Below are 19,576 nucleotides of genomic sequence, written 5' to 3'. Positions count from 1 at the left end.
AGAAACTATACTGTTCAATCTGATGGATCCCCTAGCGCGAAATCCGCCGAAGCTATTTGGCGCTGGCTATCCCAACCACTTGCTTGTCTGCGTCAAGGTGGTTAGCGGGAGCGCACTATGGAAAGCACCAATCAAGTAACCCCGACCAAAACGGCAATAGTGCTCCTCTCGGGCGGAATGGATTCGATGGTTTCGGGCGCTTTGGCGCGGGAACAGGGCTATAAAATCATCGCGCTAACAATCGACTATAACCAACGCCACAAAATTGAGTTGCAGTCCGCCGTTCAGATTGCCGCCAAGCTTGATGTTGCCGAACATATCGTTCTCCCGCTTGATCTCAGCCGCTTTGGTGGTTCTGCGCTAACCGACAACATTGATGTACCAAAAAGCGGTGTGACCAACGAAATTCCGGTAACCTATGTGCCGGCGCGCAATCTTATTTTCCTTTCGCTTACCCTCGGATTGGCAGAGGCGCGGGATGCACGAGATATTTTTATTGGTGTGAACGCGCTGGATTATTCCGGTTACCCCGATTGCCGGCCCGAGTTTATTGAAGGCTTTGAGCGACTCGCAGACCTTGCAACCAAAGCTGGAGATGAAGGAAGCGGCTTCACTATTCAAACACCTCTGCAATATATGACGAAGGCGGATATCGCCAAGGTGGCGGTGCGACTTGATATTGATCCGGCGCTTAGCTGGTCTTGCTACGATCCTGCTGAAGGCAACCTGCATTGCGGCTATTGCGACAGCTGCCGGTTGCGGCAAAAAGGTTTTGAGGAAGCCGGTATTGCCGATCCCACCCGCTATGCCGCCAAATCATGAGTTATGCGGTCAAAGAGATTTTCCTGACTCTGCAGGGCGAGGGTGTTCACGCTGGCCGCCGGGCTGTATTTATGCGTTTCACCGGCTGTAATCTCTGGTCTGGTCTCGAAAAAGACCGGGCAAGCGCGGTCTGCCAGTTTTGTGATACGGATTTTGTCGGGATGGACGGCGCGGGAGGTGGTCGCTTCAAAACTGCAGCTGATCTCGCGAAGGCTGCGGCTTCTGTTTGGGGTAATGACCCGGAACTGCGCTTCATTGTTATCACAGGCGGGGAGCCGATGCTGCAAATTGATGAAGTCCTAATCCAAGCGCTGCACGATGCCGGATTTGAAATTGCGATTGAATCCAACGGTACGCTGCCAGTGCCCCGTTCAATTGATTGGATTTGCATCAGCCCCAAAGCAGGCAGTACAACCGTACAGCGATCCGGTGATGAACTGAAACTGGTATGGCCACAGAAAGGAAGCGATTGGCAGGATATGGCACATTGGGATTTTGCCAATCACCTTGTTCAGCCGATGGATGCGCGCGGAGATGATGCTGCGAGCGCGGCCAATCTGGAGAGCGCCATCGCGTTTGTCCAGGCCAATCCGAAATGGCGATTGTCATTGCAGACCCATAAAATTCTGGGATTGGCGTAGGTCACTAGTCAAACAAGCGCTTGGTTTAACGGACGGATAAGCATCGCGCAAAATTGGGACTTTGTACCGACTATTCCTCTGAACTCTCATCTTCGGCTTTAGCTTCTTCGCTGTTACCGGCCTCATCTCCCTCGACCGCTTCTCCATCAGCCAATGAATCGGTAGATTGCTGTGTATCAACATCCACCATATCATCGCTTATTGTGCCATCGATGACATCAACCTCATCCATCCGGGTTTCGGTCGTATTATCTGCTTCCGGCGCTTCATTGTCACCAGAACAGGCTGAAATCACAGATGATAAAAGAACGAGCGAAGCAAGGTGAGCAAATTTGATCATGATATTTCCTTGTTGATTTATGTGATGAATATAAGGCTTCGATGCTATTTGGCAATTTCCTGAAAAAAAGCCGCTGCGGTTTTTTTCAGCGCACTATCAAATTCCGCCATTTTTATTTTATGTCCTAGTGCTTTGAGACTGGTAACTGGATATTCGCTGATCCCGCAGGGGATAATACCGTTAAAATGGCTGAGGTCAGGATCAATATTGACCGAGAAGCCATGCATCGTGACCCACTTTCGGATACGAATGCCAATAGCTCCGATTTTGGCTTCTTGGCCATCAGGCGTATCGCACCAGATGCCGACGCGACCTTCTACCGCGCGCGCATCGATGCCGAACTCTCCCAGTGCTGCAATCACCCATGCTTCGAGCGCATGTACAAAACCCCGAACATCCGCATTGCGCCTTTTGAGGTCGAGAATGATATAGCCCACCCGTTGACCCGGGCCATGATAAGTATGCCGACCGCCGCGGCCAGTTTCAAAAACGGGGAATTGCGAACTGAGCAGCTCAGTCGGGTCGGAACTTGTACCAGCTGTGTAAAGCGGGGGATGTTCCAGAAACCAAATCAGCTCTTCCTCCTCACCCGCTTGCACGGCTGTATTGCGCGCTTCCATTTCTTCCAGCGCGTCAGGATAGGCAATCAGCCGTTCACTGGTGCGCCACTCAACTTGATTTACGTCATTCATAGAAATTTCGTGCACTCTCACGGCTGTGGTGGCAAGAGCAGGATGGAATTTATGAGTAAGAGGGTGTCGCCGTGAAGCTTGATCAAATGAAATGCTGGAACGATGCCATGGCGTTGCTGGGTGGCCACAAAGAAGCTGTGGCAGCCATTGCTGGCGTTTTTATTCTATTGCCAAATTTGCTCTGGGCACAATTTGTCGGTGAACCACAGATTGACGGAATGACGGATCCAGCTGAAATAAACGCTGCGCAGATAGCTTTTTTGGTCGATCATTCGTTCAGTCTATTTGCTTCAAATCTCGTCATAGCGTTCGGTACGTTAGCGCTTTACATATTATTTGCTCCCAATCAGCAAGGGACCGTAGCAGATGTTTTGAAAGCGGCCGCAGGCTTGTTTATTTTCTTTTTCATCGCGAATATCCTGGTTGCATTTGCGCTGTTTTTCGGATTTCTATTGCTTATTATACCCGGACTATATCTGCTTGGCCGTTTCGCGCTGGTGCCGATGGTGATAGCGGATCGTGGTGAGCGCAATCCAGTTGAAGCCCTAAAAGCAAATTGGGCGCTCACGATGAATAATGGCTGGTCGATTTTCTTTTTTCTGGCGATTATTATCCTGGTTGGCGGAATTACCGTGCTGGTGGCGGGATTGGTCGTTGGATTGATTAGCGGTCTGATCAATGGCGGGCAGGGTATTCCGCTCTTCGAAAATCTGGTTTCGTCGGGCCTAGGTACCGTGTTTCAGGTGATTTTAGTTGCGGTGATTGCTTCGATTTACAAGCAACTGACCGGTAAAACGTAGAATGTGGAAGAAATATTCAGCTGAGCAGCGGAATATGGGGAGCTGCGCTACGCGGCAAATGTCCAGACAAACGCGGGTCGGGCTGCATCCCAACTTCCTGCTTATAGGCTCTGAAACCGCTGTTTTGATAAAAACCAAGCGCCCTTGGGGAATCAAGCGTGCATGTATGGAGCCACACCCGCTCCACTCCTGATCGCCAGGCGCGCCGCAAGGCTTCGACCATCATCCAGCGGCCGTGACCGGACCCGTTCATTTCAGGCACCAGCCCAAAAAATCCGATTTCGCATTGTCCGGCTTCTCTGAAATCAAGCTCGATAAATCCAACTGCGCGGGAGCCATCGAGTATCTTATGGAGTTGAACATCATCATGTTGAATCACAGCGATAAGCTGATCCTTGTCCAACAAAAGCCGCGAGAACCAGAGCCAGTTTTCGCCTACCTTGCGAAACATTGCCAGATATTCATCAGGTTCTGGGTTAGGCCATTCTGAAATCTCCAACCCGGAAGGAATATCTGACAACGCTGGTTCTTTTGTCATTTCCAAATATGTCACAATAGTCGCCAAATGGCCTTCGGGTATTTCCATTACCGTCATATTCCTCGGCTAAGTCCACTTGGCCTCGGGCGGCAGGCTCATCAAAATGGCATCGACATTACCACCGGTTTTTAAGCCAAAAGTGGTGCCGCGATCATAAACCAGATTAAACTCAGCGTAGCGTCCGCGCCATACCAGTTGCTGCTCTTTCTCTTCGGGAGACCATTCCATATTCATCCTGCGACGCACCAGCTTCGGGAAAACATCGAGAAATGCCCGCCCGACATCTTGCGTGAAAGCAAAGTGGCGATCAAAGTCTACATCTTTCTCAAGCTCAAGATGGTCATAAAATATACCGCCAACGCCGCGATGGGCGTTGCGGTGAGGGATATAAAAATAGTCATCAGCCCATTTTTTAAACTTTGGAAAATATTCCGGGCTGTGGGGCGCGCATGCAGACCGAAACCGGGCATGGAACTCTTCCGTGTCTTCCTCGTAAGGTATCGGCGGATTGAGGTCCGCACCGCCGCCAAACCAGCGTTTGGTGGTGCACAGGAATCGCGTGTTCATATGTACAGCAGGAACATGGGGGTTTGCCATATGCGCCACCAGACTGATGCCGGTGGCGAAGAACTGCGGGTTTTCCTCCGCGCCGTGGATGGATTTTGCGAACTCCTCGCTGAATGTGCCATCAACGGTAGAAATATTCACTCCGACCTTCTCGAAGACCTTGCCCTTCATCAGTCCCTGTGTACCGCCGCCGCCAGGGCTACCATCGGGATTGGACCGGTCCCACGGAATATAGTCAAACTTGGTATCGCTGCCAGCCTCGGTTTCAATCGCCTCAAACTCGGCACAGATGGAATCGCGCAATTCCGTGAACCAAGCCTGAGCCGTTAACTGCTGTTCGTCCAACTGTGTCGTCATTGCGGGTAACGTCCTGTTTGCCTGAGTGCTTCTCCTAAAGCCATGCCAGCCGAAACAGCAAGGTTCAAGCTGCGCATGCCCTTTCTCATCGGGATTGTGATTCGGGCATTTGCGCGTTCATGTACACTCAGGGGAACCCCTGATCCTTCCGAACCAAATAATAATATATCATCATTTTCAAATTCAAACTCATGATACGGCATAGCGGCTTTGCTGGAGAGCAATACCAGTCTCGAAGAGCGAGAATCAGAAAATCCAAGAAATGTATCCCAATCAGCGTGGCGCGTGAAATCCGCCTGTTCGAAATAGTCCATCCCTGCGCGTTTCAAGCTTCGATCGCTAAACGGGAAACCACAGGGTTCAATGATATCGACAGCAACATCCATACAGGCGCATGTCCTTAGAATCGTTCCTAAATTTCCAGCGATATCGGGTTGGTAAACAGCTACTCTCATGGGTACGAGTGCATGGGGGAGAAAACAATGTGCGGTCAATCGAAAATTCACTGTTGGCAAACACCCCGTTTGGCGGCTATCAGGCGCGCAATTCGCTGCATGGTCAAACCGCTATTGAGGGATAGCGTATGATCGGGCAGTCTGGGGTATAAACCAAACTTTAAGGGCACGTTTGCATGGCAACTGTTGAAACGGCTGATTCGATAGGTTCAGACGAAGAAACCGAAGGCGTTCGCCGTCGGGATTTTATAAATATAGCGGCGGTGAGCTTTGCTGGCGCTGGCGCGGTGGCCACGGTATTTCCACTGGTCAACCAGATGAACCCGAGCGCCGATGTATTGGCGTTGGCGTCTATTGAGGTTGATATTTCCGCGATTGAGCGTGGGCAGGCGGTTAAAACCTCATGGCGCAAACAACCCATTTTTATCCGCAATCTTACAGATGCCGAAATTGCTGAAGCTAATGCAGTGGCAGTTGATGATCTCCGCGATCCACAGACTTTGGCTGAGCGCACGTCCGTCGGCAAAGAAAATTGGCTGATCACTCTGGGTGTGTGTACACATCTTGGCTGTGTTCCGCTCGGCGCGGCGCAAGGCGAAGTGAAAGGCGAGTATGGCGGTTATTTCTGCCCTTGCCACGGTTCGCACTATGATACCGCAGCGCGTATCCGCAAAGGCCCGGCACCAAAAAACCTTGAAGTGCCAGAGCATGAATTCCTATCAGACACCGTCGTGAAAATCGGCTAAGGGGCAGAAACAAATGAGCTTTCCTTGGGCAAAACAATATACGCCAACGACCGAATTTGGTCAGTGGATGGACGAGAAACTTCCGATACCGCGTTTGGTGTACGGAAGCCTTGGTGCTGGATACCCCACACCGCGCAACCTGAATTATATGTGGAACTTCGGTTCTCTCGCCGGGATATTCTTGGTTATCCAGATCGTAACAGGCATTATTTTGGCGATGCACTATGCTGCCAACGCTGATATCGCTTTTGATTCCGTCGAGCATATTATGCGCGACGTTAACAGCGGTTGGATGATCCGATACGCGCACGCCAACGGTGCCAGCTTCTTCTTTATCGCGATTTATCTACATATCGCTCGCGGGCTGTATTATGGGTCTTACAAAGCGCCGCGTGAGATGTTGTGGTTGCTCGGTGTGGTGATCTATCTGCTCGCTATGGCTACCGCGTTTCTTGGTTATGTGCTTCCTTGGGGTCAAATGAGCTTTTGGGGTGCCAAAGTGATAACCGGTTTGTTCGAGGCCATTCCGCTAGTGGGCAAACCCATTCAAGAGCTTCTTCTTGGCGGATTTGCACCAGATAACGCGGCCCTCAATCGGTTCTTCTCGCTGCACTATTTGCTTCCGTTCGTTACAGCTGGTGTAATTATCATGCACATTTGGGCTTTGCATATTCCCGGCTCCAACAATCCGACCGGCGTTGATGTAAAAGGACCGCAGGATACTGTACCTTTTCACCCATATTATACAGCCAAAGATGGCTGGACACTCGGCGTTTTCCTCATCCTGTTCACGGCGATGATGTTCTTCCTGCCCAATGCTTTGGGTCACGCCGACAACTATATTCCGGCGAATCCGCTTTCGACGCCAGCGCACATTGTACCGGAATGGTATTTCTGGCCTTGGTACGCGATCCTGCGCGCATTCACATTCGACTTGCTGTTCATTCCAGCAAAACTTCTGGGTGTAATGGCGATGTTCTCGGCAATCCTGGTATGGTTCTTCCTGCCTTGGCTTGATACGTCGCCGGTTCGCTCTGGCACTTACCGCCCTAAAATGCGCATCGCTTTCTGGATTTTGATCTTTATGACAGCGGTATTGTTCTACTGTGGCGGCGCACCAGCTGAAGAGCCGTTTGTGATGATGAGCCAGGTCGCAGGCTCGTACTATTTCGCTTATTTTCTGATCATTCTGCCGCTTCTCTCGCGAATTGAAAAGCCGTTGCCGCTGCCCAATTCGATCACGGAAGCGGTGACAGGCAAGCCGCTAGACCAATCAACCATTCCTGCCGGAGTGGCCGCTGGTCACGGCGTAGCGACAACGAAATAAGAACAGGGTTATATCGTAATGGTTAGAATTATCGGTGTTTTGGTAGGTCTGTTCTTTTCGGGCTGGCTACTTATTTCTTTTTTCATGGGCGCAGCCGCCTATATCAGTGAGCCACCGAAAGAGACGGTAGAGCACCAGTTCCACAAACATGCCAAGGAAGTTTCGTTCAAAAGTGACGGACCTTTGGGCAAATTTGATCGGCAGCAATTGCAGCGCGGCTTTCAGGTTTACAAAGAAGTTTGTGCCGCTTGTCACTCGCTTCGTCTGGTCGCATTCCGAAATTTGGAAGACTTGGGCTATAACGAAGATGAAGTGAAAGCGATCGCTGCAAACTGGGCAATTGAAGCACCTTCGATTGATCCGGCCACTGGCGAAGCCAGCACACGTCCTGCACTGCCCGCAGACAAGTTCCCCAAACCGTTCGCCAACGAGGTTGCAGCGGCTGCGGCAAACAACAACGCCATTCCACCTGATCTATCGCTGATTACCAAAGCGCGTGAGGGTGGCGCTCCTTATGTCTATTCACTTTTGACAGGTTATCAGGACCCTCCAGCTGATTTGCCGGAGGCAAATCGCCCCGGTCCCGGGCTTCACTACAATCCGTATTTTGCGAATCTTAACCTTGCAATGGCACCACCTATTACCGCAGCTGATCAGGTAAGTTATAGCGACGGCACCAAAGCGTCTGTCGATCAGATGGCCAAAGATGTCTCGGCATTCCTTATCTGGTCTGCAGAACCAAAGCTGGAAGCACGCCATCAAGCAGGCTGGGCGGTTATCGCATTCCTGTTGATAGCAACCATATTGGCCTTCATGTCGTTCAAGACGATCTGGGCTGACGTCAAAGCCGAGAAGAAAAAAGACTGATTTTATATCAGTTTATCGAAAAAAACCCGCTGTAACAGGCGGGCTTTTTTGTATCTGTGGTCACATTACAGAATGGAATTGAGCTTCAATTTGCCAGCACTCCAGCGATGGCCTTCTGCCATCCTGCCAAACGATGTGCGCGATCAGCGCTATCCATAGATGGTTCATATGAACTCATTCCCGAAATCATAGCGGAAGCGTCATCTAAAGTTTCGTAGATACCACATCCCACGGCTGCCAACATCGCAGCGCCAAGTGCCGTAGTTTCGATAAACTCAGGCCGCTCCACGGGAATGTTCAGAACATCTGCCAAATCTTGAACCATCCAGTCATTGGCGACCATTCCTCCATCAATCCGCAGGCTCTCCCAATCCGTGCCATCGGCAGAAAAGGCAGTTTTCAAGTCATGACACTGATGTGCGATGGACTCTAAAGCCGCGCGTACGATATGTGCTTTTGTGGCCGAAAAACTAAGGCCGGAAATCGTACATGTGGCATCAGCTCGCCAATGCGGTGCGCCCAGTCCGGATAGGGCCGGTACCAAATAAACACCGCCATTGTTGGCAACAGATCGTGCCAGTTCTTCACTTTCTCCGGCAAATTCAATCAGCCCAACGTCATCGCGGAGCCATTGCATCAGGCTGCCTGCTACAAATACGGACCCTTCTAGGGCAAAGGTTCGCTCGCCGTTCAGTTGGTAGAGAACGGTGGAAAGCAGGCGGTTCTCTGACTTTGGCGGGTTGTCGCCGCTGTTGGTGAGAATAAAAGCTCCGGTGCCAAAGGTGGCTTTCGTTTGACCCATAGCAAAACAAGCCTGACCAATGGTCGCTGCCTGCTGGTCGCCGGCAGAGCCGCAAATCGGGATCGCGCTGCCAAATAGCGTGGGTAGGGTTGCACCTAAATCCCCGGCACAATCAACAATATTTGGCAAAGCTGCTTTGGGAATATCAAACAGATCCAGCAGCTCATCATCCCAAACTTGCCCGTTTAGCGGCATTAGCATAGTTCTGCTTGCGTTGCTGGCGTCTGTAATATGTATGCCACCGGTCAGGCGAAAAATCAGATATGATTCAATCGTACCGAAGGCCAGATTGTCGCCTGCTGCTTTTACTTCCGGTACATTTTCAAGCATCCACCCGATTTTGCTGCCTGAGAAATAAGGGTCGAGAAGCAATCCGGTTTTTTGTTGAACCAATGGCTCCAATCCTTTGTCCTTTAAAGCATCGCATTTTTCGGCCGTTCTGCGATCTTGCCAGACAATAGCCTTACACAATGGCTCTCCTGAGCGTTTATCCCAAGCGACCACTGTTTCGCGCTGGTTGGTGATCCCAATTGCGGCAATTTTATCGGCCCCGCCCGCTTGCTCAACCATCTTCTGGCAGCATCGCAGGGTTTTTTCCCAAATCTCGGTGGCGTCATGCTCCACTAGTCCCGGGGACGGATAATATTGTTGTAGCGCCTCTTGCTGAGAACTGCGTAATTTTCCATCGCAGCCAAACAGCATGGCACGTGTGGAGGTGGTGCCTTCATCGATTACCAAAATTTGTTTTGCAGACATGCAGATTTGCTCCCTATTAACGATGGCACGCTAAATTATCGCTTCCAAAACGCAAGTCCGATTGCATTGTCGCATTTATTCACTATTGCACTGCAACATGTATGATTTGGCGATTATTGGCGGCGGCATCAACGGCGTGGGTATTGCCCGCGATGCAGCGGGCAGGGGGCTGAAAGTCCTTCTGGTCGAGCGCGATGATCTTGCATCGCATACGTCTTCGACCAGCACCAAGCTCGTACACGGCGGCTTGCGCTATCTCGAGCACTATGAATTCAGTCTTGTCCGTAAGGCGCTGAAGGAGCGGGAAGTGCTGCTGCGCGCTGCACCACATATCATCTGGCCGATGCGGTTCGTTTTGCCGGTAGATGAGGGCATGCGGCCCGCATGGCTGCTTCGGCTCGGTCTGTTCCTCTATGACCATCTTGGTTCCCGTTCGATACTGCCCGGTACAAAAAGCCTGAACCTGCTTAAAGATAAGCGCGGTGATCCGCTTCAAAAACGCTTGAAAAAGGGTTTTGCCTATTCTGATTGCTGGGTGGAAGACGCGCGCCTCGTAGCTCTTACCGCTAGAGATGCAAAAGAACGTGGCGCGGATATTCGCACAAAGACTGAATGTTTCGGGCTTGACCGCCAACAGGATGCTTGGTCATTGCAGCTCATTTCAAATGGCACGTCCGTCACCGAACAAGCAAAAGTCCTGATCAACGCTGCCGGTCCTTGGGTTGATCCGGTGACCGCAATGTATGACCAAAGCAGCAATGCCGCCAAGTTGCGTCTCGTTAAAGGCAGCCATATTGTGATCGCCCGCAAATTCGAAGGCGATCACAGTTATATTTTCCAGAATAAAGATGAACGGATCATCTTCGCGATTCCCTATGAAGGCGACCATACGCTGATTGGTACAACCGATCAGCCCTGGAGTTACGAAGAGGGGCCGGCCAAAATCAGCGATGGCGAAATTGATTATCTTTGTGATGCCGCGAGCGAATATTTCACCGAGCCGGTTACTCGCGATGATGTGCAATGGACCTATTCCGGCGTACGACCGCTATTCGATGACCATAGCCGCACTGCGGCTACAGTGACGCGGGATTATGTTTTCGACTATGATAATAAAGCCGGCGCGCCGGTGCTTTCCATTTTTGGCGGGAAAATAACGACATATCGTGTGCTAGCGTTGCAAGCGATGAAAACGCTCTCTAACGTGCTGAGCATCGACGCGTCCGACTGGACAAAAGACGCGCCGCTTCCCGGCGGGAATTTCGCAGTTCGGGATGCGGAGAAGCTGGTCGAAGAATATCACAATCAATGGGCTTTTTTGGAAAAAGCAACAATCCGTCGATTGGTGCGGGCTTATGGCACGGATGCAGCTTTGATATTGGCAGATTCTCAAACGTCCGCTGATCTTGGAAAATATTTTGGAGCGGGGCTTTACCAAGCAGAGCTTGAATGGCTGATCCGCTATGAATTCGTGAAAACAGCGGAAGACGCGCTTTGGCGGCGCTCCAAGCTTGGCCTTCACATGAACAACAACGAAAAGTCGAAAGTTTCGGACTGGTTCACGGCGCAAAACACAGCCGCGCAGTCACAGGCCAATGTTTCCTGATTGACGGCGCATCGAAGCGGTGGCAATAGCGCGCTTGCTTCTCTGCAAAGTGAGATGCGGGTGTAGCTCAATGGTAGAGCAGAAGCCTTCCAAGCTTACGACGAGGGTTCGATTCCCTTCACCCGCTCCAAGGCTCCCTTGTATCGCCCATTGTTAGATTTGGTTTTTGTTTGCCAGTCACTTGATGCGGAGGCTAGGAAGCAACTGTGAATATAAGCGTTTTCATGAACCGCAAGTTGATATGTTGCTCGGTCTCGCTGGTAGGGCTTTTTGTGACGATGCCCACCTTCGCAGCGGTTGGAGGATCTTCCAACAGCCAATTAACGGACGATTCGAAAGCCGTCGCCGGGTCTCAACGTGCTTCTGAAGCGACAGAAAATATCGGCACGAATACTGATTCAGAAGCAACCAATCCTGAGGGAGCGGCTTCCTTGTCCACTTTATGCGGCAACGGTCAAGGGAAGGCCGATGGTGCCGAGACTAAAAAGCGCCGAGGCATTTTCGGCATGGCCGATCGGCTGAGTACCATGACACGGAAAATCCCGATAGTGGGTGACTTCATGGTCGATTCGGCAAATAGCCTGTCACAGTTTGTTGCTTGCCGACTTTACCCCGAAGAACAAAAACAAGCTACGGAAGCAACGGACGAAGCAACGCGTGGCGCAAAAATCGGCAAGAAAGTTGAATGGCAAAGCACGATCAGGGAAAATGTATCCGGGAGTTCAACAGTCACTTCGAAAAACAAACTCGCTAACGGCACACCCTGCATGATTCTGGCAGACATTATAATCGTTGATGGCGAGGAACTAAAGGTTTCTAAAACAATGTGTCGCTTGACCGGGGCATCCCGCTATACAATTATGGCTGCATGAGTTCGCCTCGGTTGACTTAAAATTCCATCAGAAACTTTCCAGCGGATTAACCGCTTGCGCCAATTGATACAATTTGCGACAATTTTCGTCTGTTCTGACAAATTTCAGGGACATATCTCCTATAGAAGAATGTTTATGGTGATCGGAAATGATCGCTACCCTGAACAAGAACCTGAGGATTGTGATGATGAAAAAGACAATATTATTTTCGAGCGCAGCGGCAATGCTTTTTGCCGGTAGCGTTGCGATTGCAGCACCTGGCGGCAAAGGCGTGAACGCCGATGCCGATGGTGATGGCGTTATTAGCCGAGCAGAAATGATAGCATCTCTTGATACCAAATTTGCCAAGCGCGACGTCAACGGTGACGGCCAGATTTCAAAGGCTGACCGAGAAGCCAAACGGACTGAGCGATTTGCGGCAATGGACGCCAATGGCGATGGCGGCATATCGCAAGCGGAAATGGAAGCGCACCGCGCCGAACGCAAAGCCGAGCGATTTGCCCGCGCTGATGCCAATGGTGACGGTAAGTTGACTGCCGAAGAAATGCAGCAGATGCAAGGTAAACGCGGCGGGCGAAATGGCGCCAAGAGCATGCGCGGAAAGGGTCATAAAGGCCATCGCGGTGGCGGTGATCGTGGCGCAATGATGAAGCAGGTGGACACCAATGGCGATCAGATGATCAGCAAAGCTGAATTTACAGCAGCGGCCATGGCGCGTTTTGACGAGATTGATGCCAACAATGACGGCAGGATCACCAAGGAAGAACGTCAAGCAAAGCGCGCTGAACGCCGCGCCAACCGAGATAAAAGAGGCGGTTAATCCCTGAACCAATACTCTTTTATGCGAACGGATCGTCAGCCAATCTCCCTCCTCCCAAATTGCTGGCGGTCCGTTCCATTTATTTTTGCATGTGCTAGGTAAGACTTATGTCGAGCAAAACGCATATTCTATTGGTGGACGATGAAAGCTCTCTTAGAGAACCGCTCGCAGACTATCTGATCAAGCAGGGCTTTCGGGTGCAACAGGCAGAAGATGCGAGTATCGCCCGCTCTTTGCTCAACGCATATAATTTTGATATCATTTTATCGGATGTCATGATGCCCGGAGAAGATGGGCTCAGCTTCTGTCGCTATGTCCGCGAACGGACAGAAATTCCGGTTATTTTCATCAGCGCAAAAACCGAGGAAACGGAACGAATAATTGGCCTCGAATTGGGTGCAGATGACTATATCACCAAACCCTTCAGCCCCCGCGAACTGATCGCACGGATCAAGGTTGTGCTGCGCCGCGCCAATAACGGCAATAGCGTCAAAATATCGCGGCACGGTAATGTGTTCCAGTTTTCTGGTTGGACGCTGAAGATCGATCAGCGCGCTCTTCTTGATGCTGAGGGTGTTAATGTTCCGCTTTCTAGCGGTGAATATCAAATGCTTTTGGCATTGCTATCCCGTGCAGGGCAGGTGCTCAATCGCGACCAGCTTCTAGACATTACGCAAGGGCGCGAGGCTAACGCATTTGACCGCGCGGTTGATAACCAGATCAGTCGTTTGCGCCGCAAGATTGAAGCCGATCCAAAAAATCCCGAGATCATAAAAACCGTCTGGGGCGGCGGTTATGTTTTGGCTGGTGAAGTACAATCCTTGTGAGCCGTTTTCTTCCCCGAAGCCTGGTTGGGCAATTGCTTTTGTTAGTCGCTGCAATGCTTCTCGCCGCTCAAGCGATTAACGCGGTGTTGCTCTTTCGTGGTGCGGAAAATCAAAATCGGATTGAAGCATCTGCCTCTGCTGTAGCGCGGATTGCAGGCGAAATGGAACGCCTGGAAGAAAGGGAAACTCGCGGGCGGCGAGAAGGTCGAAATCGTCAACCCCGGTTTCGCAGAAATCGACCAGAAGTTTCGACTGAACCCTATGTAGATTCGAAATTTGAACGAATCCCGGAACTTGAGAAACGCGCGACGGAAGCAATGACCAATATGAGCTATGGCGTTGCAGATATTCGTGCATCTCAAGTCAAAAATCTTCCGCCTCCATTCCGCAATAGCGCTATTGGTATGCGTTTTAGGGAACGACCGCTGGGACGTGCTTTTGCTTCGCAGCGTGACAATCAGGAGATACAAGCATTTGTCTTGATATCTGCCAAGATGAAAGATGGCCGCTGGCTCAATTTGGCGTCTGCTCAGCGGGACCGTAATCCGCAGCTCATCAGAAATCTGATTTTTCAAACCGTACTGCTCTATTTGTTGCTACTTATTCCGTTGATAGTTTTAGGCCGCTTTATTTCCAAGCCGCTGAAGGCACTGACACAAAATGCTCGCGATTTCGATCCGAGCAAAACCGCTAATGACGTGGCGGCGGGTGGGCCACCCGACGTGCAGCACTTGATCGAAGCTTTCAATATGATGCAGTCTCGCGTCGGTGCGATGTTGAATGAAAAAGACGTTATGCTGGGCGCTATTGGTCATGATTTAAGAACCCCGCTGGCTGCACTGCGCGTTCGTGTTGAAAGCGTCGAAAATGTGGATGACCGCGAAAAGATGATTGCGGGCATTGAGGATATTGATCAGACGCTCGACGATATCCTGTCGCTAGCTCGGCTAGGGCGATCTGGGTCGGAGGCGGAACTCACGGATGTAAGCGCACTGATTGAAACTGTTGTCGATGAATTTGTGGACATGGGTAAGCAAGTGTCCTTTGAGCGAAGGGGACGTATCAATGCTCCATTGAGGACCACATTAATCCGAAGAGCATTGCGCAATCTAATAAGTAATGCTGTGAAGTACGGAAAGTCTGCCGATATTGCTGTGGATAAAACAGAAGATAAGCTGGTTATAACAGTGGATGACATCGGACCAGGGATTCCCGATGATCAAATGGAAAATATGTTCGAGCCTTTTGTAAGGGCCGACGCATCACGAAATCGTGCTTCCGGAGGTTCTGGCCTTGGCCTTACGCTGGCTCGAGCAATAGCGCGCGGTCAAGGTGGGGACATCACATTGAAAAACCTCGAAGATGGAGGTTTGCGGGCCAGCCTAATTATCTCGATTGCGTAAGGAAGATTACAATTTGACTTCTTCGGTCAACCTCAAATTAATACTCCCTGTTAGTTAGAGATTGGACTATTGTTGATGAATGACGACACTGGAGTGTATTTTGAATCCAATCCCAATAGATGAACTGGAAACAAGCTTGATGCATCTTATTGATGTGTTGAATGATGGTGATGGCAGGCGATAATTGATTGTGGGGCTAAAGTTAGGATCAGGACTCATTAACTGAGCCAGAAGATGACGGTTGCAGCGATTGCGATGGCTGACAAGAAGGTGTGTGCACAGCGATCATAGCGGGTGTGGATACGCCTCCAGTCTTTGAGTTTGCCAAACATGTTCTCGATTTTGTGGCGCTGGCGGTAAAGGGACTTGTCGAAATTTGCAGGTAACAGCCGCCCCTTGCGCGGCGGGATACACGGTGTGATGCCTTTGGCTTTCAGCGCCGCCCGATATTCATCGCTGTCATAGCCTGCGCGTCTCCCCGTGCCCCCGGCACGGCACGATGCTCGGTGTCGCCGATCATTGTAGCGGCATGCTCTGGAAGTGCCGGATATGTGAGCTTTGCACCAATATGGTCACTCGTCTGCCCTTCGGTCAGGCACAAGATTACCGGCCTGCCGTTACCATCGCACACGGCATGGAGTTTGCTGTTCAGGTTCGGTTCTCGCCGATCCCCCGGATCAGCTACGCTGCCTCACCCCTTGGTACGTCCAATATATCGGGAAACAGACCCTTTTTTAAAAGGCTGGCAGCGGTACGATGGGCTTTCAAATGGGTGGCGTCGATCATCAGGCAGTCATCGGCATCGCTGGTAGCAGCCAGAGTGGATAATATCTTGTTAAAGACGCCCAGACGGCTCCAGCGAACAAAGCGGTTATAGATCGTCTTGTGCGGACCGTAGGCAGCCGGGGCGTCGCGCCAGCGCAGGCCATTGCGAATGACAAAGATGATCCCGCTCAATATCCGCTGGTCATCCACCCTGAGAACGCCATGCGATAACGGAAAATACGGCTCTATCTTGCGCATCTGCGCTTTGCTCAACATGATCAAATCACTCATCAACGGCACCTCCTTCAGTGCCGCTACCGAATCAACCTTCTCCCAATCATGCAAGCAATTTAATAGGTCCTGACCCTAGTGATACTTCTAATAAGAGTCTGACCGATAATTATATTTTTATTAAAAAAATGGCTTATAATGGATTTTTTCGTTTAGAATATAGTGTCATCCGATATATAAACCCGCGTAAGACTGCCAAATACAGACTTCTAAGTTCTATATTTTCGATCTCACCATCCTAATTAAGTTATTGAAAATATGTGACTTAGTTTTCGGTCAGACACTAAGGATGTCACAGCACAATTATTGTACTGTGGCCCTTTTTTTTTGCGGAATTTTATTCCCATGCTATGTGTCGTTAACTCCCGCTCGAAACCATTTTCCGCCAGAGCCGGTAGCCCTTGTAGATCAGGAAGATGCAAAATATTAGCAGCGCCGTCGCGACGACTAATGCGATGGCCGGGTTTGTGAATGCGAGCACCAGCAATCCGCCAGCGGCAATATCTTCCCCGGTCGATACCACGGCATTGCTGACCGGTTCTGGACTGGTATTGACGATGGCGCGGGCTCCTGCCTTGGCACCATGGCTCATCAAAGCCGCACCGCCGCCAAGCAGGAAGATAATCACCTGCCAGGCGGGATCACTGGCATCGACGACGGCTAGCGCGAGCAAAGCGCCGCCGATCGGGCGAATGATCGTGTGAATCGTGTCCCAGACGCTATCGAGCCACAATATTTTGTCAGCAAAAAACTCCGCCAGTGCGCCCAATCCACTAATTCCCAAAACCCACGGATTAGCCAGCGCATCCAGCATTTGCAGGTTTTCCGGAAGACTGATCCATTGAAGGCGCATAGCCAGACCTGTAACAAATACCGTCAGATAAAGCCGCCATCCTGAAAGGAGGCTGACACTGCCGGCGAGACCCAGAAGTTCTATTATTCCCATATCATCTGATTGCCACGAACTGTGTGGCTTGGCAAATTTGAACTTTTGCCGACTTCAGCAATCCGATCGCCCTCAGTTTCCTTTTGCATTGGGTAAGGATGCTGTTCATATAACTTGCATGAACGATAATTCTTCGATTGATGACACCCCGAAACTTGACGCGCTGACTGGCAAGCCGATGCCAAAGCCAATTCCTGCCTCAACATTGGTAATCTTTCGCGACAAGCCCGGCGCGCAGGCTCCGGATCTTTTGATGGTCGAGCGGTCAGCGAAAATGGCGTTTGCGGCAGGCGCCGCTGTGTTTCCTGGCGGGCGTGTCGACGAAGCAGATTACGATTTTGCTTCCTCGCTTGGGCACGACGATATCGAAGAATATGGAGCGCGCATAGCTGCGATTAGGGAGTCGATTGAGGAAACCGGTATCGCGGTTGGTGTTAACGGGGATTTGCGTTCGCAGCGTGTTCTTGACGCACGGGCAGCCCTGCATGAGGGAACGATATTATCGGAAATCTGTACCCAATTTGACTGGCAATTGGAGTTGGAAAAATTGGTGCCATTCACCCGCTGGTGCCCGCCATTTGCCGAACGCCGGGTTTTCGATACACGGTTTTACATGATCTCGCATGATGACCATAACGCGGAAGCGACCGTTGACGAGACAGAGAATTATAATCTTTTCTGGAGCAGCGCGCAGGGTGTTCTGGACAAAGCTGCAGCTGGCGAAGTGAAAATCATTTTTCCGACCAAGCGCAACCTGGAGCGTCTCGCCCAGTTTAATTCTTATGATGAGGCGGTCAACCACAGTAGCCAGCACCCTGTCGAGATGGTCTCGCCGACAATGGAAAAACGGGATGGGTCCGTATTTCTTTGTATTCCGGAAGGTCTCGGTTATCCGATCACATCAGAACCGATGGATGCTGTGCAACGCGGGTTTGATAAAGAGCCCAAAGATTGAATTGGTGCGCCCGGCAGGACTCGAACCTGCTGCCTCAAGATTAGAAGTCTCGCGCTCTATCCAGATGAGCTACGGGCGCCAATTCGATTTTTGCTGTAGCGATGTTTTTCTCTGCTGCAAACCGGCATATGAAGTTGCAGGATAAAAGATTGAATATTGGCTGATGTTGGTTAAGCATCTGCTGATGGGTGATTATCACATTAAGCGGACCACTGCAGCCAGCCAGGTCGGTCATAGTTTTCGATATTTTGATTTTGTGATGGCTGCTTTCGTCACCATCCTTCTGCTCTCCAATGTCATTGGCGCGGCAAAGCCTACGTTCATCACGATAAGTGGCGAACAATGGGTTTATGGAGCCGGCATCCTGTTTTTTCCGTTGGGTTACGTGATCGGAGACGTGCTGACAGAAGTCTATGGGTATGCGCGCGCGCGGCGGGTTATCTGGGCAGGGTTTGCAGCGGTCACCTTCATGGCCTTTATGAGTTGGGTAGTTGTTGCATTGCCGCCTGCTGAGGGATGGGAAGGGCAGGCCGCCTATGAAAGTGTGTTTGGACAAGTCCCGCGGATCGTGGCCGCTTCGATATTCGCATTCTGGGCCGGGGAATTTGTAAACAGCTACGTGATGGCTCGGATGAAGGTTTGGACGCAAGGCAAAATGCTTTGGACCCGCACTATTGGCTCGACAATCGTCGGGCAGGGCGTCGATAGCCTGATTTTCTATCCGCTGGCTTTCCTTGGTGTTTGGGAGACATCAGTTGTTTTAACTGTGATGGCAACAAACTGGCTGCTGAAAGTGCTTTGGGAAGTTGTCCTCACTCCCGTGACTTATGCAGTGGTTGGATGGTTGAAAAAGCGGGAAGGCGTTGATGTATTTGATGAAAAAACCAACTTCACGCCATTTAGCACCTCGATTTGACTCGGTTTAACGCAGGTATCCGCTCTTTTCACAACGCCAGGCAAACCAGGCAAAGCCGACTGCGAAGATCGGAATGAGTATTGGCATGACTATTTCGGCACCGGAAAGCATATCCCAATATCCTTTGAACAGAAACAACCCGCCAAATTGGGTAAAAACAGCAAGCATGGATACCATGAACAGACGCACCGCTATCCGTTGGCGCAATAGCAGCAATACCGATGCGACAAACCCGGCCAGTACCGCAATGGCGAAAGCGGCGGTTAGCCAAAATGGTTGATCTATCATTAATTCCTGCTGATTGGCCGGTAAAGCTGCAAACTCGGCGGCGCTCATGGTGATTTGCCGAATATATTCACCTACACCCATGCCGTTCCAAAGGAGTGCTAATATTCCCACAATCCAGAACCAGATCGGCGGTTTTGTTCTGCCTATTGAAGTCATTTGTTCCGTCCTCCCCTTGCT

General features: G+C 50.8%; 21 protein-coding genes, 2 tRNA genes and 1 pseudogene. 14 read left to right on the top strand and 10 right to left on the bottom strand.

What is annotated here, in order from left to right:
- Positions 1 to 117: 117 nt before the first annotated feature.
- Both queC and queE read left to right on the top strand, forming a co-directional pair.
- On the top strand, positions 118 to 822 hold the full coding sequence (queC, locus tag HF685_RS03460; protein WP_168818316.1) for a 7-cyano-7-deazaguanine synthase QueC: 705 nt from the start codon (positions 118 to 120) through the stop codon (positions 820 to 822).
- Complete coding sequence (gene queE, locus HF685_RS03455; protein WP_168818315.1) at positions 819 to 1,463, top strand: 7-carboxy-7-deazaguanine synthase; 645 nt, start codon at positions 819 to 821, stop codon at positions 1,461 to 1,463. The genes queC and queE overlap by 4 nt, the downstream gene beginning before the upstream one ends.
- Before the next feature lie 70 nt (positions 1,464 to 1,533).
- Here queE and HF685_RS03450 read toward each other — a convergent pair whose 3' ends face one another.
- Complete coding sequence (locus tag HF685_RS03450) at positions 1,534 to 1,803, bottom strand: hypothetical protein (RefSeq protein ID WP_168818314.1); 270 nt, start codon at positions 1,801 to 1,803, stop codon at positions 1,534 to 1,536.
- Between the two features lie 44 nt (positions 1,804 to 1,847).
- Positions 1,848 to 2,495, bottom strand: coding sequence for a lipoyl(octanoyl) transferase LipB (gene lipB / locus HF685_RS03445; RefSeq protein WP_168818313.1), 648 nt, complete (start codon positions 2,493 to 2,495; stop codon positions 1,848 to 1,850).
- Positions 2,496 to 2,566: 71 nt separating this feature from the next.
- Here lipB and HF685_RS03440 point away from each other — a divergent pair, with 71 nt between their 5' ends.
- A complete protein-coding gene (locus HF685_RS03440; protein WP_168818312.1) occupies positions 2,567 to 3,295 on the top strand; it encodes a hypothetical protein in 729 nt (242 codons plus the stop codon).
- A gap of 16 nt (positions 3,296 to 3,311) precedes the next feature.
- On the opposite strand, the gene HF685_RS03435 is transcribed toward HF685_RS03440, so the two are convergent.
- The 3 genes from HF685_RS03435 to HF685_RS03425 all read right to left on the bottom strand — a co-directional run bounded on the left by HF685_RS03435 (position 3,312) and on the right by HF685_RS03425 (position 5,212).
- Complete coding sequence (locus HF685_RS03435; RefSeq protein WP_246218722.1) at positions 3,312 to 3,833, bottom strand: GNAT family N-acetyltransferase; 522 nt, start codon at positions 3,831 to 3,833, stop codon at positions 3,312 to 3,314.
- Between the two features lie 66 nt (positions 3,834 to 3,899).
- The gene (hemF, locus tag HF685_RS03430; protein WP_168818310.1) at positions 3,900 to 4,757 is read right to left on the bottom strand and encodes an oxygen-dependent coproporphyrinogen oxidase; all 858 of its coding nucleotides are present in this window, start codon (positions 4,755 to 4,757) and stop codon (positions 3,900 to 3,902) included.
- Positions 4,754 to 5,212, bottom strand: a complete 459-nt coding sequence (locus tag HF685_RS03425; RefSeq protein WP_168818309.1) for a tRNA (cytidine(34)-2'-O)-methyltransferase — start codon at positions 5,210 to 5,212, stop codon at positions 4,754 to 4,756. Before HF685_RS03425 ends, hemF begins: the two co-directional genes overlap by 4 nt.
- A gap of 176 nt (positions 5,213 to 5,388) precedes the next feature.
- Here HF685_RS03425 and petA point away from each other — a divergent pair, with 176 nt between their 5' ends.
- From petA to HF685_RS03410, 3 genes are read left to right on the top strand one after another with little or no spacing between them, the layout of a single operon-like run.
- Entirely contained in the window at positions 5,389 to 5,958 is a 570-nt protein-coding gene (petA, locus tag HF685_RS03420; protein WP_168818308.1) for a ubiquinol-cytochrome c reductase iron-sulfur subunit, read from the top strand.
- A gap of 13 nt (positions 5,959 to 5,971) precedes the next feature.
- Positions 5,972 to 7,285, top strand: a complete 1,314-nt coding sequence (locus HF685_RS03415; protein ID WP_168818307.1) for a cytochrome b — start codon at positions 5,972 to 5,974, stop codon at positions 7,283 to 7,285.
- Positions 7,286 to 7,303: 18 nt separating this feature from the next.
- Positions 7,304 to 8,152, top strand: coding sequence for a cytochrome c1 (locus HF685_RS03410; protein ID WP_168818306.1), 849 nt, complete (start codon positions 7,304 to 7,306; stop codon positions 8,150 to 8,152).
- An 85-nt stretch (positions 8,153 to 8,237) separates the two neighbouring features.
- Here HF685_RS03410 and glpK read toward each other — a convergent pair whose 3' ends face one another.
- Positions 8,238 to 9,710: a glycerol kinase GlpK gene (glpK, locus tag HF685_RS03405; RefSeq protein WP_168818305.1), complete on the bottom strand. Its 1,473-nt coding sequence runs from the start codon at positions 9,708 to 9,710 to the stop codon at positions 8,238 to 8,240.
- A gap of 97 nt (positions 9,711 to 9,807) precedes the next feature.
- Between glpK and glpD the strand changes: the two genes are divergently transcribed.
- The 6 genes from glpD to HF685_RS03375 all read left to right on the top strand — a co-directional run bounded on the left by glpD (position 9,808) and on the right by HF685_RS03375 (position 15,238).
- The gene (gene glpD, locus HF685_RS03400; RefSeq protein WP_168818304.1) at positions 9,808 to 11,316 is read left to right on the top strand and encodes a glycerol-3-phosphate dehydrogenase; all 1,509 of its coding nucleotides are present in this window, start codon (positions 9,808 to 9,810) and stop codon (positions 11,314 to 11,316) included.
- 56 nt (positions 11,317 to 11,372) lie between these two features.
- Positions 11,373 to 11,446 (top strand) — tRNA-Gly (locus HF685_RS03395).
- Between the two features lie 94 nt (positions 11,447 to 11,540).
- Positions 11,541 to 12,188, top strand: coding sequence for a hypothetical protein (locus HF685_RS03390; protein WP_168818303.1), 648 nt, complete (start codon positions 11,541 to 11,543; stop codon positions 12,186 to 12,188).
- A gap of 148 nt (positions 12,189 to 12,336) precedes the next feature.
- On the top strand, positions 12,337 to 13,008 hold the full coding sequence (locus tag HF685_RS03385) for an EF-hand domain-containing protein (RefSeq protein WP_246218721.1): 672 nt from the start codon (positions 12,337 to 12,339) through the stop codon (positions 13,006 to 13,008).
- A 107-nt stretch (positions 13,009 to 13,115) separates the two neighbouring features.
- Positions 13,116 to 13,835 (top strand): response regulator, encoded by a 720-nt coding sequence (locus tag HF685_RS03380; RefSeq protein ID WP_168818302.1) that lies wholly within the window; start codon positions 13,116 to 13,118, stop codon positions 13,833 to 13,835.
- Positions 13,836 to 14,161: 326 nt separating this feature from the next.
- A complete protein-coding gene (locus HF685_RS03375) occupies positions 14,162 to 15,238 on the top strand; it encodes a sensor histidine kinase (RefSeq protein WP_168818301.1) in 1,077 nt (358 codons plus the stop codon).
- A gap of 218 nt (positions 15,239 to 15,456) precedes the next feature.
- Here the strand turns inward: HF685_RS03375 and HF685_RS03370 are convergent.
- Together HF685_RS03370 and HF685_RS03365 are read right to left on the bottom strand one after the other, a co-directional pair.
- Positions 15,457 to 16,294: pseudogene (locus HF685_RS03370) on the bottom strand (IS5 family transposase).
- A gap of 358 nt (positions 16,295 to 16,652) precedes the next feature.
- The gene (locus tag HF685_RS03365) at positions 16,653 to 17,240 is read right to left on the bottom strand and encodes a DUF4126 domain-containing protein (protein WP_168818300.1); all 588 of its coding nucleotides are present in this window, start codon (positions 17,238 to 17,240) and stop codon (positions 16,653 to 16,655) included.
- 118 nt (positions 17,241 to 17,358) lie between these two features.
- Between HF685_RS03365 and HF685_RS03360 the strand changes: the two genes are divergently transcribed.
- Positions 17,359 to 18,195, top strand: coding sequence for an NUDIX hydrolase (locus HF685_RS03360; RefSeq protein WP_246218720.1), 837 nt, complete (start codon positions 17,359 to 17,361; stop codon positions 18,193 to 18,195).
- A gap of 2 nt (positions 18,196 to 18,197) precedes the next feature.
- On the opposite strand, the gene HF685_RS03355 is transcribed toward HF685_RS03360, so the two are convergent.
- Positions 18,198 to 18,274 (bottom strand) — tRNA-Arg (locus tag HF685_RS03355).
- 105 nt (positions 18,275 to 18,379) lie between these two features.
- Here HF685_RS03355 and HF685_RS03350 point away from each other — a divergent pair.
- A complete protein-coding gene (locus tag HF685_RS03350) occupies positions 18,380 to 19,111 on the top strand; it encodes a queuosine precursor transporter (RefSeq protein ID WP_168821168.1) in 732 nt (243 codons plus the stop codon).
- Between the two features lie 6 nt (positions 19,112 to 19,117).
- Here the strand turns inward: HF685_RS03350 and HF685_RS03345 are convergent, their stop codons facing one another.
- Positions 19,118 to 19,555 (bottom strand): hypothetical protein, encoded by a 438-nt coding sequence (locus HF685_RS03345; RefSeq protein WP_168818299.1) that lies wholly within the window; start codon positions 19,553 to 19,555, stop codon positions 19,118 to 19,120.
- Between the last annotated feature and the right edge of the window lie 21 nt (positions 19,556 to 19,576).

Source organism: Parasphingorhabdus halotolerans, from assembly GCF_012516475.1.
In the GTDB taxonomy this organism is placed as follows: Bacteria; Pseudomonadota; Alphaproteobacteria; order Sphingomonadales; family Sphingomonadaceae; genus Parasphingorhabdus; species Parasphingorhabdus halotolerans.
This window is presented reverse-complemented; position numbering and strand designations above follow the sequence as displayed.

Excerpts from the sequence above, each read along its gene's own strand:
- queC (WP_168818316.1), top strand. The coding sequence starts at position 118 with ATGGAAAGCACCAATCAAGTAACCCCGACCAAAACGGCAATAGTGCTC.
- queE (WP_168818315.1), top strand. The coding sequence starts at position 819 with ATGAGTTATGCGGTCAAAGAGATTTTCCTGACTCTGCAGGGCGAGGGT.
- HF685_RS03450 (WP_168818314.1), bottom strand. The coding sequence starts at position 1,803 with ATGATCAAATTTGCTCACCTTGCTTCGCTCGTTCTTTTATCATCTGTG.
- lipB (WP_168818313.1), bottom strand. The coding sequence starts at position 2,495 with ATGAATGACGTAAATCAAGTTGAGTGGCGCACCAGTGAACGGCTGATT.
- HF685_RS03435 (WP_246218722.1), bottom strand. The coding sequence starts at position 3,833 with ATGACAAAAGAACCAGCGTTGTCAGATATTCCTTCCGGGTTGGAGATT.
- hemF (WP_168818310.1), bottom strand. The coding sequence starts at position 4,757 with ATGACGACACAGTTGGACGAACAGCAGTTAACGGCTCAGGCTTGGTTC.
- HF685_RS03425 (WP_168818309.1), bottom strand. The coding sequence starts at position 5,212 with ATGAGAGTAGCTGTTTACCAACCCGATATCGCTGGAAATTTAGGAACG.
- petA (WP_168818308.1), top strand. The coding sequence starts at position 5,389 with ATGGCAACTGTTGAAACGGCTGATTCGATAGGTTCAGACGAAGAAACC.
- HF685_RS03415 (WP_168818307.1), top strand. The coding sequence starts at position 5,972 with ATGAGCTTTCCTTGGGCAAAACAATATACGCCAACGACCGAATTTGGT.
- HF685_RS03410 (WP_168818306.1), top strand. The coding sequence starts at position 7,304 with ATGGTTAGAATTATCGGTGTTTTGGTAGGTCTGTTCTTTTCGGGCTGG.
- glpK (WP_168818305.1), bottom strand. The coding sequence starts at position 9,710 with ATGTCTGCAAAACAAATTTTGGTAATCGATGAAGGCACCACCTCCACA.
- glpD (WP_168818304.1), top strand. The coding sequence starts at position 9,808 with ATGTATGATTTGGCGATTATTGGCGGCGGCATCAACGGCGTGGGTATT.
- HF685_RS03390 (WP_168818303.1), top strand. The coding sequence starts at position 11,541 with ATGAACCGCAAGTTGATATGTTGCTCGGTCTCGCTGGTAGGGCTTTTT.
- HF685_RS03385 (WP_246218721.1), top strand. The coding sequence starts at position 12,337 with ATGATCGCTACCCTGAACAAGAACCTGAGGATTGTGATGATGAAAAAG.
- HF685_RS03380 (WP_168818302.1), top strand. The coding sequence starts at position 13,116 with ATGTCGAGCAAAACGCATATTCTATTGGTGGACGATGAAAGCTCTCTT.
- HF685_RS03375 (WP_168818301.1), top strand. The coding sequence starts at position 14,162 with ATGAGCTATGGCGTTGCAGATATTCGTGCATCTCAAGTCAAAAATCTT.
- HF685_RS03365 (WP_168818300.1), bottom strand. The coding sequence starts at position 17,240 with ATGGGAATAATAGAACTTCTGGGTCTCGCCGGCAGTGTCAGCCTCCTT.
- HF685_RS03360 (WP_246218720.1), top strand. The coding sequence starts at position 17,359 with ATGAACGATAATTCTTCGATTGATGACACCCCGAAACTTGACGCGCTG.
- HF685_RS03350 (WP_168821168.1), top strand. The coding sequence starts at position 18,380 with ATGGGTGATTATCACATTAAGCGGACCACTGCAGCCAGCCAGGTCGGT.
- HF685_RS03345 (WP_168818299.1), bottom strand. The coding sequence starts at position 19,555 with ATGACTTCAATAGGCAGAACAAAACCGCCGATCTGGTTCTGGATTGTG.